Origin of the sequence: Microtetraspora sp. NBRC 13810 (assembly GCF_030268685.1) — a bacterium.
GTDB lineage: Bacteria > Actinomycetota > Actinomycetes > Streptosporangiales > Streptosporangiaceae > BSRQ01.
In genome coordinates this window covers 156,770-174,687 of record NZ_BSRQ01000007.1, presented here as the reverse complement: position 1 = coordinate 174,687, position 17,918 = coordinate 156,770, and the positions used below count along the sequence as shown (strand labels likewise).

Annotated in this window: 14 protein-coding genes; 8 read left to right on the top strand and 6 right to left on the bottom strand. The window is 73.8% G+C overall.

Annotated elements, in window-relative coordinates:
* Positions 1–40: 40 nt before the first annotated feature.
* Entirely contained in the window at positions 41–2,038 is a 1,998-nt protein-coding gene (locus tag QSK26_RS16365) for a hydantoinase/oxoprolinase family protein (RefSeq protein ID WP_285775996.1), read from the top strand.
* Positions 2,035–3,750, top strand: coding sequence for a hydantoinase B/oxoprolinase family protein (locus tag QSK26_RS16360; RefSeq protein ID WP_285775995.1), 1,716 nt, complete (start codon positions 2,035–2,037; stop codon positions 3,748–3,750). The genes QSK26_RS16365 and QSK26_RS16360 overlap by 4 nt, the downstream gene beginning before the upstream one ends.
* A 3-nt stretch (positions 3,751–3,753) precedes the next feature.
* Here the strand turns inward: QSK26_RS16360 and QSK26_RS16355 are convergent, their stop codons facing one another.
* Entirely contained in the window at positions 3,754–4,452 is a 699-nt protein-coding gene (locus tag QSK26_RS16355; RefSeq protein ID WP_285775994.1) for an NADPH-dependent FMN reductase, read from the bottom strand.
* Positions 4,453–4,690: 238 nt separating this feature from the next.
* Between QSK26_RS16355 and QSK26_RS16350 the strand changes: the two genes are divergently transcribed.
* Positions 4,691–5,332, top strand: coding sequence for a helix-turn-helix transcriptional regulator (locus tag QSK26_RS16350; protein WP_285775993.1), 642 nt, complete (start codon positions 4,691–4,693; stop codon positions 5,330–5,332).
* Positions 5,333–5,477: 145 nt separating this feature from the next.
* The gene (locus tag QSK26_RS16345) at positions 5,478–6,698 is read left to right on the top strand and encodes a beta-ketoacyl-[acyl-carrier-protein] synthase family protein (RefSeq protein ID WP_285775992.1); all 1,221 of its coding nucleotides are present in this window, start codon (positions 5,478–5,480) and stop codon (positions 6,696–6,698) included.
* A gap of 325 nt (positions 6,699–7,023) precedes the next feature.
* On the opposite strand, the gene QSK26_RS16340 is transcribed toward QSK26_RS16345, so the two are convergent.
* Positions 7,024–7,440, bottom strand: coding sequence for an SgcJ/EcaC family oxidoreductase (locus QSK26_RS16340; RefSeq protein WP_285775991.1), 417 nt, complete (start codon positions 7,438–7,440; stop codon positions 7,024–7,026).
* A 139-nt stretch (positions 7,441–7,579) separates the two neighbouring features.
* On the opposite strand from QSK26_RS16340, the gene QSK26_RS16335 reads away from it, so the two are divergent.
* The 3 genes from QSK26_RS16335 to QSK26_RS16325 all read left to right on the top strand — a co-directional run bounded on the left by QSK26_RS16335 (position 7,580) and on the right by QSK26_RS16325 (position 11,344).
* Complete coding sequence (locus tag QSK26_RS16335; RefSeq protein WP_285775990.1) at positions 7,580–8,239, top strand: SDR family oxidoreductase; 660 nt, start codon at positions 7,580–7,582, stop codon at positions 8,237–8,239.
* A 254-nt stretch (positions 8,240–8,493) separates the two neighbouring features.
* Entirely contained in the window at positions 8,494–10,128 is a 1,635-nt protein-coding gene (locus tag QSK26_RS16330) for an FAD-binding oxidoreductase (protein WP_285775989.1), read from the top strand.
* Between the two features lie 163 nt (positions 10,129–10,291).
* A complete protein-coding gene (locus tag QSK26_RS16325; RefSeq protein WP_285775988.1) occupies positions 10,292–11,344 on the top strand; it encodes a hypothetical protein in 1,053 nt (350 codons plus the stop codon).
* 301 nt (positions 11,345–11,645) lie between these two features.
* Here QSK26_RS16325 and QSK26_RS16320 read toward each other — a convergent pair whose 3' ends face one another.
* Together QSK26_RS16320 and QSK26_RS16315 are read right to left on the bottom strand one after the other, a co-directional pair.
* Positions 11,646–14,660, bottom strand: a complete 3,015-nt coding sequence (locus QSK26_RS16320; RefSeq protein ID WP_285775987.1) for an AAA family ATPase — start codon at positions 14,658–14,660, stop codon at positions 11,646–11,648.
* A 52-nt stretch (positions 14,661–14,712) separates the two neighbouring features.
* Positions 14,713–14,910 (bottom strand): hypothetical protein, encoded by a 198-nt coding sequence (locus tag QSK26_RS16315; RefSeq protein ID WP_285775986.1) that lies wholly within the window; start codon positions 14,908–14,910, stop codon positions 14,713–14,715.
* A 246-nt stretch (positions 14,911–15,156) separates the two neighbouring features.
* On the opposite strand from QSK26_RS16315, the gene QSK26_RS16310 reads away from it, so the two are divergent.
* Entirely contained in the window at positions 15,157–15,609 is a 453-nt protein-coding gene (locus QSK26_RS16310; RefSeq protein ID WP_285775985.1) for a GNAT family N-acetyltransferase, read from the top strand.
* Positions 15,610–15,878: 269 nt separating this feature from the next.
* Here QSK26_RS16310 and QSK26_RS16305 read toward each other — a convergent pair whose 3' ends face one another.
* Positions 15,879–16,964, bottom strand: coding sequence for a CU044_5270 family protein (locus tag QSK26_RS16305; RefSeq protein ID WP_285775984.1), 1,086 nt, complete (start codon positions 16,962–16,964; stop codon positions 15,879–15,881).
* Complete coding sequence (locus QSK26_RS16300; RefSeq protein WP_285775983.1) at positions 16,954–17,556, bottom strand: RNA polymerase sigma factor; 603 nt, start codon at positions 17,554–17,556, stop codon at positions 16,954–16,956. The genes QSK26_RS16305 and QSK26_RS16300 overlap by 11 nt, the downstream gene beginning before the upstream one ends.
* Between the last annotated feature and the right edge of the window lie 362 nt (positions 17,557–17,918).

Genomic DNA, 17,918 nt, shown 5'->3' with positions numbered 1-17,918 from the left:
AGCCGCCGGGGCGTATCGCCCGGCCGAGGAAGTGAGGGCAATGAGCACGCGCATCGGGGTGGACGTCGGGGGAACCTTCACCGACCTCGTCCTGCACGACTCCGTCACCGGGGAGATCAAGGTCGGCAAGCAGCCGACCACGCCGGCCGCGCCCGAGCTCGGCGTGCTGGCGGTGGTGGACGCGGTCGCCGACCGCGAGACGCTGCGGCGCTGCGCGTACTTCGTGCACGGCACCACCGTCGGGCTCAACGCGCTGCTTGAGCGTCGCGGCGCCACCGTCGGCCTGATCACCACCGAGGGCTTCCGGGACGTGCTGGAGATCAGGCGGGGCGACCGGGACGACCCCTACGACCTGTTCTGGACGCCCCCGCCGCCGCTCGTGCCGCGCCGGCTGCGGCTGGAGGTCGCCGGACGGGTGGCCGCCGACGGCACGGTGGTCCGCCCGCTGGACCCGGACGGCGTACGCCGGGCCGCCGACGTCTTCGCGGCCGAGGGCGTCGACGCCGTGGCCATCGTCCTGATCAACGCCTATGCCAACCCGGGGCACGAGAACGAGGTGCGCGACCTGCTGCGCGCCGCCGGGTTCGCCGGGGAGGTGTCGCTGTCGCACGAGGTGTCCGGCGAGTACCGCGAGTACGAGCGGACCACCACCACGGTCGTGGACGCGTTCGTCCGCCACCGGATGGGCCCCTACCTGGGCAACCTGGACCGGGCGCTGCGCGAGCGGGGCTTCGCCGGGCGGCTGCTGGTCACCCGGTCCGGGGGCGGCGCGCTGGAGCTGGAGGAGGCGACCGCGCGGCCGTTCGAGACGATCCTGTCCGGGCCGGTCGCCGGCGCCGCCGCCACCGCCCGGCTGGTCGAGGTCCTCGGCCTGCCGCTCGCCGTCGCCGCGGACGTCGGCGGCACCAGCTTCGACACCGCGCTCATCCAGGACGCCCGGCTGCCGCTGCTCTACCAGGGCGAGGTGCAGGGGCTGCCGTTGCAGAGCCCCTGGGTGGACGTGCGGTCCGTCGGCGCGGGCGGCGGCTCCGTCGCCTACGTGGACGCGGGCGGGCTGCTGCGGGTCGGGCCGCGCAGCTCCGGCGCGGTGCCCGGCCCGGCCTCCTACCGGCGCGGCGGGACCGAGCCGACCGTCACCGACGCCGCCCTGCACCTCGGCATGATCGTCCCCGGCCGCATCTCGGGCGGCATCGACCTGTCCGCGGAACTGGCCGGGGCGGCGCTCGCGCCGCTGGCCGCGCCGTCCGGCCTGCCGGACGCGGACGCGGTCGCCGAGGGGGTGCTGCGCATCGCGGCCGCGCACATGGCGCAGGCCGTCCGCGGGGTCACCGTCGAGCACGGCGTGGACCCGCGCGGCGCGGCCGTGGTCGCCTTCGGCGGCGCCGGGCCGCTGTTCGGCTGCCTGCTCGCCGACGAACTCGACGCGGCCTGCGTCGTCGTGCCGCCCAACGCGGGCAACTTCTCCGCGGTCGGGCTCATGCAGGCCGACATCGTGCGCGGCGCGGCCCGGACCCTGGTGCGCCCGCTCGGCGACGCCGCGCTCGCCGAGGCGGGCACGGTCGCCGACGAGCTGTTCGGCAGGCTCGGCGACCCGGCGGGAGCCGTACGGGAGCTCGACCTGGACCTGCGCTACCGCGGCCAGGAACACACGCTGACCGTCCGGGTGCACCCCGGCGAGGACGCGACGGCGGTCCGCGAGCGGTTCTCCGCCGCCTACCACCGTTCCTACGGGCACGAACTCGCCGACCCGCTGGAGGTGGTGACCGTCCGGGCGACCAGCAGGGTCCCGCTCACCGGGGCGGGCACCCTGGTCCCCGCGCCGCCCGGCGCGGACGGCGAGGCCGGCCGGATCCGGCTGTGGTCCTTCCGCCGCCGCGCGTTCGCCGACGCGCCCGCCGTGCCGCGCAGGGCGCTGACGGCGCCCCTCGCGGGCCCGCTGGTGATCGTGGAACCGACCGCGACCACCTACGTGGACGAGGGTTTCACCGTGGAGGAGTCCACCGGGGGCTGCCTGCTGATCAGCCGGAAGGAGTCATGATGGGCGTCGTGCGCACGGTCTTCACCGATCCCCAGCCTGGACGCGGGGAGGGAGCCGACCCGGTCACCACCGAGATCGTCAGGCAGGGGCTCAACGCCGCCGCCGACCACATGAAGCGCTCGCTGATCCGCACCGCGTTCTCGCCGATCATCTACGAGGCGCTGGACTTCGCGGTCGCCTTCTACGACGCCGACCTGTGCATGCTGGCCCAGGCGCCGACGCTGCCCGCGTTCATGGGCACGCTCGGGTTCTGCGTGCGCGAGGCGGTGGAGGGCGTCGGCGGGCGCGACGCCCTCGCCCCCGGCGACGTGATCCTCTACAACGACCCGTACGGCACCGGCTCCCACCCGCAGGACGCCGCCATGGTCGTGCCCGTCTTCCACGCGGACGAGCTCGTCGCCTACGCCGCGATCAAGGCCCATTGGCTGGACATCGGCGGCAAGGATCCCTACTGCACCGACACCCTGGACGTCTACCAGGAGGGCACGATCTTCCCGGGCGTCAAGCTCTACGACGCCGGGCGGCTGGTCACCGACGTCTACCGGATGATCCTCGCCAACAGCCGGATGGCGGACATGGTGATCGGCGACATCAACGCCATGGTCGCCGGGGCCAGGGCGGGCGCGGAGGCGCTGTCGGCCATCGTGACCCGGCACGGCGCGGACGTCTTCCGGCGATGCGTCGCGCGGATGTACGACCACGGCGAGGCGCTGGTGCGCAGCTGGTTCGCGGCGCTGCCGGACGGCGTCTACACCGCCTCCAGCGTGATCGACTCCGACGGGGTGAGCGGCGTGCCGGTGCCGTTCGGGGTCGTGGTGAGCGTCGAAGGGTCCCGGGTGGAGGTGGATCTCACCGACTGCCCCGACCAGGTCCCCGGGCCGATCAACTGCCCGCTGCCCTCGACGGTCGCCGCGGCCCGGCTGGCGGTGGCGTTCCTGGCGGGCGCGGGGGAGCAGCCCAACGAGGGGCACTTCCGGGCGCTGGAGCTCGTCACCCGCGAGGGCTCGTTGTTCCACCCGGTGCGCCCGGCCCCGTGCTTCATGTACGGCATCCCCGCCGACCACGCCATCGAGCTGATCATCAGGGCGCTCGGGGACGCCGTGCCCGGTGTGCCGGCCGCCAGCGGCGGGGACATCAACGCGCTGGTGTGGTGGGGGAACCGGGAGGGGTCCGGCGCGCCGTGGGCCGACGGCGCGCCGCATCCGGTCGGCCAGGGCGCCTCGCCGCGGGGGGACGGCGCGAGCGCGCTGATGTACATCTCCGAGTCGGCCACCCGGTTCACCCCGGCCGAGGTGTGGGAGGCCAGGAATCCCTGGCGGATCGAACGCCTGGCGCTGGCCGCGGACTCGGGCGGGGCGGGCAGGTTCCGCGGCGGTCTCGGCCTCGACCTGTCCTTCCGCTGCCTGGAGGACCAGTACCTCACCGCGGCCCTGGCCAGGACCGAGCTGGCCCCGTGGGGCCGGTCCGGCGGGCTGCCCGGCCGCCCGAACCGGCTCACCGTCGACTATCCCGACGGCACCACCGGCGACTACGCGCTGAAGACCAGGATCCCGCTGTCCAAGGACGCCGTGGTGCACCTGCGCACCGGGTCGGGCGGCGGATACGGCCCACCGGCCGGGCGCGACCCGGAGGCGGTCCGCGCCGACCTGCGCGAGGGGTACGTCAGCGAGGAGTACGCGCGCAGGCATCACCCGCACGCGTTCCCCGCGTGAGCTTCACTTCGCCGCGGCCAGCATCCCGTCGTCGCCGCTGAACAGGCCGGCGGCCGGCGCGGCACCGCGTTCCGCCGGGGCCGGTTCCGCTGCGAACGGCGAGGCGAGCGTCTTGAGCCCGAGACGCTCGCCGGTCGCCGGGTAGCCCGTCACCGCGATGCCCGGCAGGGTGGCGGTGACCCTGGCGTGCGCCGCCGCGCGCAGTTCCTTGAACACCTCGACGAAACGGTCGCGGGTCTCGCCCGGTGCCAGCCGGCCGGTGGCGTCGAACAGGGGTGGATCGGCGGTCACCACCAGCTCGGCGCCGCACATCTGCCCGCCGTAGCCGGCCAGCAGGGTGCGCAGCTCGGCGTGCGCCCACATGGCGTTCCACGGCTCCGGCGCGGCGCTCACCACCGCGACCGGCCTGCCCTCCAGGACCTCGGCGAACGGCTCGCGGGCCAGCCAGCTCAGCGCGTTCCGCAGCTCGGCGGGCAGCAGGCTGTGCCCGGGCGTGACGAGCAGCAGGCCGTCGGCCCCGGCCAGCGCGCCCAGCAGTTCCCTGGCGGGCCGCGGCAGCGGCCCTGCGGCGTAGGGGGGTACCTCCGCCAGCCCGTCCCAGGTCGTGTACTCCTCGCCCGCCGCCTCGAAGCGGGCCGCCTGGGCCAGCCGGTGGACGTAGGACCCGGTACGGAAGCTTGCGGCGATTCCCACGATGCTCATGCGTTTACCCCCAAAGACACGACGCGGTAAGGCCGGGCGGCCGGCGGCTCGGGCTCTCCCGTCACCGCCTTGGGAACGCGGTCGCGCCCCGCCGACCGCCCGCGCCCCCGTGCCCGCCCAGACCACCCCGAAACCGAAATATCCCCTGATCTGCGTATATACCCAGAAATCGACCCTCGGTGGGGTGGCCGGCGGCACCGCGTTGGAGCCTCCCCGCCCGCGGACTTAGACTCCGGACGTGGACGATCTCCAGGCCGTCGCGGCACTTCAGGACCCCGTACGGCGGGCGCTGTACGACTTCGTGGCCGCCCAGGGCAGGGATGTCGGGCGCAACGAGGCGGCCGAGGCGGCCGGCGTGCAGCGCACCCTCGCCGCCTTCCACCTGGACAAGCTGGTCGAGGCCGGGCTGCTGGACGCCCGGTTCAAGCGGCTGGGCGAGCGTTCGGGACCGGGCAGCGGCCGGCCGGCCAAGGTCTACCGGCGGGCCTCGGCGGAACGGTCGGTCAGCCTGCCCCCGCGCGACTACCGCACGCCCGCCCTGGTGCTCGCCGACGTCGTCCACCTGCTCGGCGCCGAGGAGCGGGCGGAGGAGGCGGCCCGCGAGGCCGGCGCCCGGATGGCCCGCCCGCCCGCCCCCCTGGAGGACGTCCTGCGCGCGCGGGGCTACGAGCCCTACCATGACGGCGACCGGGTCCGGCTGCGCAACTGCCCCTTCCACGTGCTCTCCGAGGAGCACCCGCTCCTGGTGTGCTCGATGAACCTCGCCCTGTGCCAGGGCCTCCTGGACGGCCTCGGGGAGCGCGGGGTGACCGCGGTCTCCGACGCCGCGCCCGGCCGATGCTGCGTCGCCTTCGTCGCCTCGTCACCCGAAGACGGCTGAGCTTCTGCGGATCGGCACTTCTTCCTGATCGCGACAGAACTCGCGCCGCTTTTTCGTTGGTAAGGCCAACTGTCTGCCGGGGTGCGCCCTGGCAGCGTTGTGCCACGAGCGCCCCCGCCGGGGGCCGGGGACGAAGGCGGGATCAGTGGAAGACGCGTTGAAGGCGGGCGTATCGGTCACCGGGCTCGGGGCCACCACGCCGCTCGGCGGCGATGTGCCCGACACCTGGGCGGGCATGCTGGCGGGGCGGTCCGGGATCACCGTGCTCGACGAGGAGTGGGCCGCGGACCTGCCCGTGCGGATCGCCGGGCGGATGCGGGTGGACCCCGCCGGGGTGCTCGGCCGGGTGCCGGCCCGGCGGCTGGACCGCACCCAGCAGGCCGCCCTCGTCGCCGCCAGGGAGGCGTGGGCGGACGCGGGGGCTCCCGGCGTCGAGCCCGGACGGCTGGCCGTGGTCGTCGGCACCGGGGTCGGCGGGGTGCTCACCACGCTCGCCCAGGACGACGTCCTGGAGGCGTCCGGGGCGCGGAAGGTCTCGCCGTGCACGGTTCCGATGCTGATGCCGAACGCGGCGGCGGCGGTGGTCAGCATGGAGTTCGGGGCGCGGGGCGGCGCGCACACGCCGGTGAGCGCCTGCGCCTCCGGCGCCGAGGCGATCGCCGTGGGGCTGGACCTCATCCGGCTCGGCCGCGCCGACGTGGTGATCGCCGGAGGCGCCGAGGCGTGCGTCCACCCGCTCACCCTGGCCGGGTTCGCCCAGGCCAGGGCGCTGTCCACGCGCAACGACGCGCCGCCGGCGGCCTCCCGGCCGTTCGACGCGGGGCGCGACGGCTTCGTCCTCGCCGAGGGAGCCGCCCTGGTGGTCCTGGAACGGGAGGGTTTCGCCGCGGCCCGCGGCGCCCGCGCGCATGCCACACTGGCCGGCGCCGCCACCACCTCCGACGCCTTCCACATCACCGGCGCCGACGCCGGCGGGCAGGCCCGCGCGATGCGGCTGGCCCTGGCCTCGGCCGGCGTGGACGCGCTCGACGTCGGCCACGTCAACGCGCACGCCACCGCCACCCCGGCCGGCGACCTGACCGAGACCCGGTCGATCGCGGAGGCGCTGGGCACGCATCCCGCCGTCACCGCCGTCAAGTCGATGACCGGGCACATGTGCGGAGCCTCGGGCGCCCTGGGCGCGTTCGCGACGATCCTCGCGCTCCGCGACGGCGTGATCCCGGCCACCCGCAACCTGGACGACCCCGATCCCGCGGTGCCGCTCGACGTCGTCACCGGAGGCCCGCGCCGGGGCCGGTGGACGGCGGCGATGACCAACTCCTTCGGCTTCGGCGGCCACAACGCGTCCCTCGTCTTCACCCGATAGGCCGCGCACGGGGGACCTCATGCGGTCCCACCGCTCGCCTGCATCGCGGGGAAGTCCAGGGAGCGGACCGGCCCCCCGGTCGGCCGGGGCGACCTGCTGACCGACGTCGGCCTCTGCTGTTCCAGCGGCACCGTCGGGGTCGCGGGCCAACCTCTCCTGCGAGACGGGCCCGCGACCCCGGCGCCTGGGCACCGTGCCGACCGCTTTCGCGGCCGAGGACGTCAGGAAGTTCTCCGCTTACCTGTGACCGGCGCCCTGGGTGGACCCGTGACCACCGTGGAACGCGGCGGTCACGGGTCCACCACCGCCCTCTTCCGGCAGGCGGTCAGGAGTCCACCACCGCCGTGTTCTGGCAGGCGGTCAGGAGCCAGCGTCCGTCCTCCTTGGCCATCACGTACAGCGGGGTGCCCTCGCCGAGTTCCGGGTCCGGCGCGCCGTCGGGCTTCAGATACCGCTGGCGCACCTTGACGGCGGCCACGTCGGGCCGGATGAACAGCACGTGCACCACCTCGTACCTGGCGGTCAGGCCCTGCATCCCGCCGGGGAGCACCTGGTGGGTGAACGCCGAGATCTCGTCGCGGCCGATCAGTCGCCTGCCGCCGCCCGTCGTCCAGATCGCGTCGTGCCGGAACAGGCCGACGAACTCGTCGGGCAACTCGTTGTTCTGGGTGTGCTCGACCACGGCGACCACCTGCTCGATCGCCTGGATATCGACCCGCTGGTCGACGTTCGTCATACTCATGCGGGCCAGCCTGGCACCTCAACCTTCCTTGAGGTCAACTGCCGCTGACCGGGGGGATCCGCAGGGGGTGCCCGCAGGCCCGCCGGGCCACCTGATGAGATGGTGCCGACTGCTCACAGGATCTTTATCGGAGGCGGGCATGCGTATCGTGATCGCGGGCGGGCACGGGAAGATCGGCCTGCTGCTGGCACGGCGGCTGGGCGGGCGCGGCGACGAGGTGGCGAGCCTGATCCGCAACCCGGCCCACGAAGCGGATGTCGTGGCGGCGGGCGGCAGGCCCGTGCTGTGCGATCTGGAAAAGGCCACGGTGCCGGAGGTCGCCGCACACGTGGAAGGCGCTGACGCGGTGGTGTTCGCCGCGGGGGCGGGGCCGGGCAGCGGCGCGGCGCGCAAGGACACCGTCGACCGGGCCGCCTCCGTCCTGCTGGCCGACGCGGCCGAACGGGCCGGGGTCGCGCGTTTCGTCCAGATCTCCTCGATGGGCGCCGGGCAGCCGCCCAGAGCGGGGACGGACGACGTGTGGGCCGCCTACATCGACGCCAAGACCCGGGCCGAGGAGGACCTGCGCACCCGGCCCCTCGACTGGCTGATCCTGCGCCCCGGCGGCCTGACCGACGACCCGGGCACCGGCCTGGTCACCCTCTCGGAGGAACGGCTGCCTCGCGGCCGGGTCACCCGGGACGACGTCGCCGCGGTCATCACCGGCCTTCTGGACACGCCGGCCGTACGGCACCTCACCCTGGAACTGACCGAGGGCGCCACCCCGATCTCCGAGGCCGTGCACGCGTTTCACGATTGATCCGCGACACCCCTCGTCGCCGTAGGCAACCACCTCGCCCACCCCCGACCACCCTCGCCCACCCCCGACCGCGACGGCGACCGCGACCCCACCCCCGGCCGCGACCCCGCCCCCGAGCCCGGGTGCGGCTGCGACCCCCGTGGGGGTGGGGCTACCTCCACCCCGGTTGTGCGCTTGGGCGCATTCCGTCACCCCGGGCGGGCTTTTAACGTCGGAGAGCAGAACTTCCCGACACGCACCTGGGGGTTGCGATCATGAGCGAGGTCACCCGCCGAGGGTTCATGGGCGGCAGCGCGGCGCTGGGAGGCGGGGTGGCGGCGGGTCTCCTCCCGGCGGCCCCCGCCTTGGCCGCGGCACAGGCGGAAGGCCCGCCGCCGTTAGGACCGGTCGTCGTGCGCCCGGGCGACCCGCGTTACGAGGACCTGGTGGTCCGCAGGACCAACCAGCGCTTCCGGCCCGAGCCGGAATACTTCCACGTGGTCGGCTCCACCGACCAGGTCGTCAAGGCGGTCGGCGACGCGGTCCGCGCCGGCCGCCGCGTCACCGTGCGCAGCGGCGGCCACTGCTATGAGAACTTCGTCGGAGACGGCGCGCAGGTCGTGATCGACATGTGTGAGATGTCGGAGGTCTACTTCGACGAGGAGCGCGGGGCGTTCGCCATCGAGGCCGGCGCCACCTTGATGCAGACCTACCGCAAGCTCTATCTCGGGTGGGGTGTCACCATCCCCGGCGGCCAGTGCGGGGGCGTGGCCGCCGGGGGGCACATCGCCGGTGGAGGGTACGGCCCGCTGTCCCGGCGTGACGGCCTGACGGTCGACTACCTGCACGCGGTCGAGGTCGTGGTGGTCGACCGGGCAGGCCGGGCCCGCGCGGTGGTGGCCACCAGGGATCCGGCCGACCCCAACCACGATCTGTGGTGGGCGCACACCGGCGGCGGCGGCGGAAACTTCGGCGTCGTGACCCGCTACTGGATGCGCGACCCGGCCGCCAGGGGCGACGACCCGGCGAAACTGCTGCCCAGACCCCCGGCGACCGTGCTGTCCGGCCTGGCCATCTGGTCGTGGGACGGCATGACCAGAGAGTCCTTCGGCAGGCTGCTGCGCAACCACGGCGAGTGGCACGAGCGGCACAGCGGCCCGGGATCCCCGCACGCCTCGTTGTGGGGCTCGCTGCTGATCCCGGGGCGGCAGGAGGGCGCGGATCCCGGCGGGATGATCCTCCCCACCCAGATCGACGCGAGCGTGCCCGGCGCCGAGAAACTCCTGACCGACTACTTCGCCGCGGTCGGTGAGGGCGTCACCCCGCAGGCGATCGTCCCGCCGCTGCAGCGCGACCCGTGGTTCTACGCGGCGCGCACCCTGTCACTCGGCGAGGACGCGGAGTCCGGGCGTTACAAGGGCAAGTCTGCCTACCTGCGCAGCCGCTTCACCGACGAGCAGGCCGGCATCGCCTTCGACCACCTCACCGCCGGAGGCGCGGCCGCCGGCGGCATGCTGTGGCTGCTGTCCTACGGCGGGCGGGTCAACTCGGTCGCCCCCACCGCCACCGCCACCGTCGAGCGCCGGTCGATCCTCAAGGTCATCCACCTGGCGACGTGGGACGAGACCCAGGACGGCACGGCGCACCTCGAATGGGTGCGCGGGTTCCACAGCCGCACCTTCGCAGGCACCGGAGGCGTGCCGGTCCCCGGCGGCAACTGCGGCGGCGCCTACATCAACTACCCCGACATCGACCACGCCGACCCCGCGTGGAACACGTCGGGAGTGCCCTGGTCGACGATCTACTACGCGGACAACTACCCCCGCCTCCAGCGGGTGAAGGCCCGCTGGGATCCGCGCAACGTGTTCCGGCACGCCCTGTCGATCCGCCCTCCGGCCGGAGGTTCGTGACGATCATCTCCACTGGCCGACAGATGCTGCGAAACGGTCCTATCTGACCGATCTTCATGACAGTTCGTCACTTCTACCAACTTTTTGCCCTCGCCAAACGTCTACATGAGAAGACGCGGTGCATCTGGGGCCGCGTCTTGTCTACGGGGAAGGACGAACAATCGTGGTACGACGCATCAGTGCCCTCGCCATCGCGGTGGCGACCGGGGCGGGCGCTCTGACGTTCGCCCAGGCCGTGCCGGCGTCGGCGGAGGCCCTGGCGGCTCCCACCGTCTCCGACGTGCGGGTGAGTCCGGGCGCCGTCGTGGTGGGCCGGTTTCCGGCCACCGCCAGGTTCAGTTTCACCACCACCGGTTCGGCGGAGAACGTCACGCTGCAGGTGAGGGCGCCCGGCATCGGGGTGGGCAGCCAGGTGAAGCTGGACTCCCGCAGCCTCGGCGGCGGCAGGACCGCCTGGTGGGGCAGCAAGAGCTTCGACACCGGCAGCCCGGCCGGCACCTGGACCCTCCTCGCCGTCGCGAGCAACAAGGACGGCGAGAACTCGAAGAACGGCGAGTTCAAGGTCGTCCAGTCGCGCGACACCCGGATCGCCGGGTTCCGCGTGGCGCCGCAGACGGTCCGTAAGGGAGCGGACCTGTCGGTGGCCGGCCGGCTGCAGATCCAGGACGGCTCGCGCTGGGAGGGTCACCGCGGCCAGAGGGTGAACATTCTGTTCAAGGCCGACGACTCGCGCCGCTGGGAGCGGGTCACCACCGACCGCACCGACGGTTTCGGCGGCTTCCGGGCCACCGTGCCGGCGAAGTCGTCGGGCTGGTGGAAGGCCGAGTACGACGGCGGCTTCGCCGCGAAGGGCAGCGAAAGCGACGGCGAGCGCGTCAGGGTCATCGCCCCGCCGCAGAAGGCGGCGAGCAGGATCGTCAAGTTCGACGCCTTGCGGGAGCCGGCGAAGCGCGGTCGTGACCTGTTCTTCAAGGGCACGCTGGAGGCGGCCGAGCGGTTCGGCTGGGACGGGCACCGCGCCCCGGTGCGACTGTTCTTCAAGGCCGACGGCTCGTCGTCCTGGCAGTCCGTGAAGACGGTGTGGACCGGCCGTGACGGTGACTTCACCACCAAGGCCACCGCCTGGCGCTCCGGCGAGTGGCGCGCGGTCTTCGCCGGCGACGGGGAGACTCGCGGCTCCACCAGCGCACGGGACCACGTGCGGGTCGTGCGCTAGCCGTACGGCCGGACCGGCGACGGCCCCGGACACCTCGTTCCAGACGGCGGCGGCCCGGGACACCTCGTTCCGGACCGGCGGCGGCCGGGGACACCTCGTTCCGGGCCGTCCGAGCGGATCGGCCGTAGGCCGGGGGCTGTGCGTCCCCGGGGCTGCGAGTGGGTGAACCGTGGCACCGGGGGCTGCGTCCCCGGTGCCGCGAGTGGGTGAACCCTGGGGCCGGGGGCTGCGTTCCCGGTCTCGCGGGTGGATGGATCGACGGCCCGGGGCCTCTTGGTCCCGGGCCGTCGGCCGTCCGGCGTTATCGCGGGCCCTCGCTGAGCAGGCGGGCGAGGGCGGCGCGGGTGTGCACGCCGAGCCGTTGGTAGGCGCGGGCCAGGTGGGTCTCCACGGTGCGCGGGCTCAGGTAGAGGCGGTCGGCGATCTGGCGGTTGGTCATGCCCTGGGCGACCAGTTCGGCGATCTCACGTTCCCGCCCGGACAGCGGCTCGGCCGCGGGGCGCCGGCGGATTTGGCGGGCTCCGGTACGGCGTTGCTCCCGGGCGACCAGGCCGGCCAGCCACGGGGCGCCGCATCCGGTGAACAGCTCCCTGGCCAGGCCCAGTTCTCGGCGCGCGCCCCGGGCGTCCCCGAGCGTGGACTCGATCTCGGCCAGCAGCATCCGGGCGAAACCCTCGCCGACGGCCAGGCCGACGGTACGGAAGACGTCGACCGCCTCCCGTGCCCGGTGCGCCGCGGCCGGATGATCGCCCTCGGCCCGCGCGATGAGCGCCGCGGCGCGCGCGACGCAGCCGTACTGCGCGGGCGGGGCGTGCGCCGCCAACCCGGCCGCGCGTTCGTACCACTCCGCCGCGGCTCGCAGGTCGCCGTGGGACACTTCGATCTGCGAGCGCATGGCGTAGGTGGACACGGCGTACGGGCCGAGCCCGGCCGGGTCGGCGGGCACCCGGGACGCCAGCAGTTCGCGGCAGTCGGCCCCGCGGTCCACCGACAGCAGCACCTCGGCCACGTCGTGGTTCACGACGATGCGCCACCACGCCGACCGCAGCCCGTCACCGGCGAGGGCCTCCTCGACGGACGGCATCGCCGGGTCCGGCCCGGCGGCCCACAGCAGCGGCCGGGCCCCGACGGCGCGGACGAAGGCGAGGAGCTCCAGGCTGCCCAGGTGCCGCGCCATCTCCTCGGCGTCCGCGCTGTCGGCCAGGGCGTCCGCCACCTTGCCGGTGCGCACGTTGACCGCCGTCCGCACCGCGTACATGAGGGGGACGTCGTTGTGCCGCCCGTGCCGCCGGGCGATCCGCAGCCCGCGTTCCAGGTGGCCCAGCGCGGCCGGATGCCGGTCGAGGAGGAACTCCGCCCAGGCCAGCGGCGCGATCAGCGTGAGATCCTCGCACAGCTCCCGGTCGGTCAGCGCGTCGGTGAGCAGCGCGGCCCGGTCGAGGAGCCGGACGCCGTCCGCGAACGCGCACTGGTGGATCCTGCTGACGGCCCGCAGGGTGAACGCCGCCGCGGAGAGCCCGGGCCGCCCGCCGGTGGACGCGAGAGCCTGGACGGCGTGCCCCTCGCCCTCGTGCCAGCGGCCGTCCAGCAGGTCGGTCACGGCCAGCTCAAGAAGGAGCTCCGCCCGGGACGCGGGCCCGGCGGCCAGCTCGGCGACGATCACGGCCCTGGCCTCGGCCAGCAGGCCCAGGGACCGGTTCATCGTGGCGAGCAGTTCCGCCACCGTGCTGCGGTGCGGGCCGTCCGACCTCAGCATCTCGTGCAGCAGTTCCCGGCTCTCCGCCAGGCGTCCGGACACGCCGAGCGCCTTGGCGAGGGCCAGCCTCAGACCGGTCCGGAACGCTTCGAGGCCGGGCAGGGCGGGCAGCGCCGCGAGCGCCGCGCGCAGCCAGCGGGCCGCGGTCGTGGGGGCGGTGGCCAGCGTGGCGTGCCCCGCCGCGGCCAGCAGTTCGGCGCCGTCGAGATCGCCCACCTCGACGGCGTGCTCCATGTGCGCGGCGCACCGGACGAGCGGGGCGCCCCTGCTCCTCAGGTACGCGGCGGCGCGCCGGTGGGCGCCGGCCCGCCAGGCGGGTCCCGCGAGCCGGTAGGCGGCGGCCCTGACCAGCGGATGCCGGAACGCCAACCCCCCGTCCCCGGGCCGCAGGACGTCCAGCCCGACCAGGTCGTCCAGCGCCCGCTCCACCATGCCGGCATCGGCCTCGGACACCGCGGCGACCAGCCGGGCGTCGTGCCCGTCCCCGGCCACCGCGGCGGCCTGCGCGATCAGCCGCTGCCCGGCGTCCAACTCCCCAAGCTGAGCAAAGATGAGCCGCCCCAGCGCCGCACGCACCCCCGGCCCACCGTCCGTGTGTATGCCCGATCCACCGTCGGCGTGCGTACTCGGTCCGCTGTCGGCGTGTATGCCCGGCCCGCTGTCCGCGTGTGTATTTGGTCCGCTGTTCGCGTTTATGCCCGATCCGCCGTTGACGTGCGTATTCGGTCCGGTGTCCGCATGTACGGCCGGCCCGCCGTTGGCGTGCGTACTCGGTTCGCTGGCGGTGGGTGGGCTTGGTGCGGTGGTGGCGAGTGCGTCTCCGTCGGGGCCGTCGGCGATCTCGGCCGCCACCGTGTCCGGGAGGTCGCTGAGGATCTCCAGGAAGAGCGGGTTGCCGCCGCTCGCCCGGCGTAGGCGCTCCCTGCGCCATCGCGACGGTTCGGCGGACAGCCACGTGTCGACGTCGGCCGCCGCCAGCGGCCCCAGCGCCATGCGCAGCGGCGGGTCCGCCGCGGCGGCGAACGACCGCTCCAGGACCGTGGGCACCCGCCCGGTACGGCAGGCGAGCACGACGACGACCGGGGTCGTGCACGGACGCCTGGCCAGGAAGTCGAGTACTTCCACCGAGGCGTCGTCCGCCCAGTGCACGTCGTCGAACAGCAGCACCAGGCCACCGGGTTCCGCGGCGTCCGCGAGGAGGGCGCGGACCTGGCGGTGCAGCCGGTGCCGCTCCACGCCGTCCGCGATCTGACCGCCCGCCGGTTCGATGCTCAGGACGCTCAGCAGCCGGCCCGAGGGTTCTGCCAGGCGTGTGTCCTGCTCGCCTCCGGTCGCGGCGTCCAGCCACATCCCGAAGGGCACGCTGTCCTGGAACTGGAGTCCCCGCCCGGTCATCGCCGGCACTCCCGCGCCCGAGGCGAGCGCGGCGAACGCGGCCAGCAGGCGGGTCTTCCCGATCCCGGGCTCGCCGGTCACCAGGACGAACGACGGCGCGGGATCCGCCAGCAGTGACCCCAGTGCGGCGAGCTCCGCGTCCCTGCCGATGAGTGGACTCCGCACGGCGGTGATCTTACCCGGATCCCCGGCCGGGCTCCCGGCCCACGGACGCCGGTCAGCCGTAACGCTTGAAGAGCACCTCGAGGTAGTCCTCCAGGCGGAATGCGAGCAGCGCGCGAGCGGCGAGCATCGCGGGAGTGGTGAGCAGCGGAGAGGTGGTGAGCAGGGGCGCGAGCAGCGGGGGAGTGGCGAGGAGCGGGGGTGAGGTCGGTGCGGCCGAGTGCGACTTGGAGCCGGCCCGGGCGCAGATCAAGGAACTGCGAGCCGGGCGGGACACGCTCAAGGCCGCCGTCCAGCGGGGCCTGGGGGCGGCGTTGGAAACGGCCGGCGTCCGGGAGTTGACGATGCGGATCAGCGAGCTGCCGGCCCACGGCGAACGCCTGGCGGCCGAGAAGGATACCGCGGTGATCGGGATGTGCTAGTTTCACCCATTCCGGCCGGATGTTGCTTCCGGCCGGAACGTGCTTGTATGGACACTTTTCAAGCAACCGTGCGGCCCGTGAGCGCCGCGGACCGTCCCACCATCGAACGGCTCTGGCTCATGTTCCGCCACGACATGGCCGAGTTCCAGGGCGGACTGCCCGGCCCGGACGCCACCTATCACCGCGATCGGCTACGCCCGGTGTTCGAGGACGGCGACTGGGCGGCCTACCTGTTCACCAGCGGGGACCGGCCGGTCGGTTTCTCGTTCGTGCGCGGACTGTCCGGCCCGGCGCGCGTGCTGAACAGCTTCTTCGTGGTGCGCGGCGCGCGCCGGTCCGGGATCGGGATGGAGGTCGTGCGGGAGGTGATCTCCCGGCACCCTGGCCCCTGGAAGATCGCCTTCCAGGATTCGAACACGGCGGCCGTCGCGTTCTGGCGGCGCGTCGCCACCGAGATCGCCGGTGACGCGTGGACGGAGGAGCCCGAAGACGTTCCCCCGGACGTGTGGATCTCCTTCACCACCGCCTGACCGGTAATCAAGCGGGAGCGCGCCTCACTCTCAAGATCGGGTTACTGCGCTCGGAGACGCCCATTCAGGCCGGGTCGCCTGGGGAATCACACCCCGGGCGACCCGCCCTCAACGCCTTGGCGAAGATCCGGCAAACAGATCCCCGGGCCTGAGCGGGCGCCTCTTGCGCGCTCAGGAGGCGCACGGCCACCCTCTGCGAGGTTCTCGCGGCCCTGGTGGCCTTCGCCCGTCACAGCCGCGACGGCAGCTCCGCTGTCCTGCCGCGCCCGTCACCGGGCGGGTGTGGCCTCACCCGGTGCCGAGTTCTCCGCGGCCATCTCGCAGGTGCTGTCCTTCGCCGCGTCCGGCGCCTCGGGCAGTTTGTCGACCACGGTCACCGAGGTCTGCGCGGTCAGCGCGACCACGCCGCCGACCGGGCCGCCACCGGTCTTCTCGTCCACGATCGTGCCGCGTTCCCCCAGGAACATGGACGTCAGCGGATCGTAGATCAACTGCGTCAGTACGCCGTCCTGCGTCATTCCCAGGGCGGCCCCCTTGCGCCCTGCGGAGTCCGCGACGTCCTGGGCCGGCTCGACTCCCGGGATCATGGCGATCGCCTTCAGGAGCGCCTGGCGCTGTGCCCGGGGCATGTAGGTCTCCCTGAGCATGTCGGTCGCCGTGTGGAACGCCTCGCGGTCGGCGAACTCGCGATCGACGTGCCGGTAGAGGAGGTTCAGCATCGCCTGCTCGTCGGCGGGCAGGCCGGCCAGGTGGACGTAGTCCCTGCGGTTGTCCTGGGGCCGGCCGGGGCAGAGACCGTCGACCTCGTTCCAGCCCCCGCCGGATGGCGTTCGTTTCGCCTGCTCCGGCAGCGGCAGGCCGGGGAACGCCTTCGGCGCCAGGCTCTCGGACCACAACAGGCCATCGCTCCGGCCGTCCACCGCGCGGTAGAACGCCCGCTTGCTGCGGTAGAGCCATTTGCCTCCATCGCCCTCCGACGTGAACATCATCTCGGAGTCGATGCGGATGAACTTCCCGGGCTGCGGATTCGGCTCGCCGGGGAAGGTCTCCGGGGCGGGAGGCGGATCGCTCGCCACGGCCCGGCTCACCGCCGGTCCCCGTACCTCGCCGGTCCCGCCGGACAGTGCGACGGTGACCCCTCCGACCATGGCCGCCGTCAGCGCGAAGGCGCCCGCCGCCTGCCAGGCGCCCCGGGGCGTCACCGGCCGGAACCGGGCGAGCCAGGCGGGCCGGCGACCGCCGGAATCCCTCCGTGCCGCGTCGAGCAGCCGCCGCCGCGCCTCCGCCCGCGCCCGCGGCGGGTACGGCGGAGCGGCCGGGCGGAGGCGGGCGAAGGTGTCGAACTCATCGTTCATGTGCGTGCTCCAGGATCAGGGGGTCTTTCCCGCCGAGCGCGCGGCGGAGCTTGGCGCGGGTGCGGTGCAGCCGGGACCGGACGGTGCCGACGGGGACGCCCAGCGCCACGGCCGCCTCTTCGTAGCTCAGGTCGGCCCAGGCGACGAGTAACAGCAGGTCACGTTCGGCCGCGCTGAGGCGGGCCAGCATCTGGGCCAGCCGTGGCTGGAGTTGCCCGGCGGTGACGCGGTTCACGCTGCGTTCGTCGAACGAGCCGGGCGGGTCGGGCGCGAGGCGGGCGAGGGCTTTGGTCCGTCTTCGCTCCGACCGCCGATGCTGGGAGATCACTCTGGTCGCCACGCCGTACAACCAGGGCCGGGCGTCCGGCTGGGCCGGGTCATAACGCGCCCGGACGCGGAAGGCGGCGAGGAACACCTCCGCGGTCACGTCCTCGGCCTCCTCGTGGCCGAGCCGTCTGGCGGCGTAGCGGAAGATCTCGTCGGCGTGCCGGTCGAACAGCGTCGCGAAGAGCTCCGGCTCCACCAGCGACTCCCGGATGAGCGCGGCGTCCGGGACGGACGGGCCGTCGGGTTGTGCGTGAGCACTTACCACGGGTGTGTGGTCCTCTCCGCGTAGTCGTTGCTTTCACCCGGTACTTGGCCGCGGCGCACCACCCGGTTCCACTGTTTTCACGGAAACCCTCGTCGGACCCGGCGAAGGGCGGCCGCTGCCGGTCGCGGGCCGGCCTTTCCGTTCGTCCTCTCGTCGCGCCCGTCGGGCTTTTCACGACGAACGCGACACGCGGGCCTGGCGACGAAGGTATGCCGCGCTCCCACGGCCTTTCGTGGCAGCGCGGTGCGTCACGGGCGTCTGCGCGGCGAGCGCGGCCACGGCAAGCCTTCCGCCGCCGCTGTCGGCGTGCTTCTCCGGTCCGGCGCGAAGGCCGTCGGCGTCCACGTCTTCGTGGCCGTCCG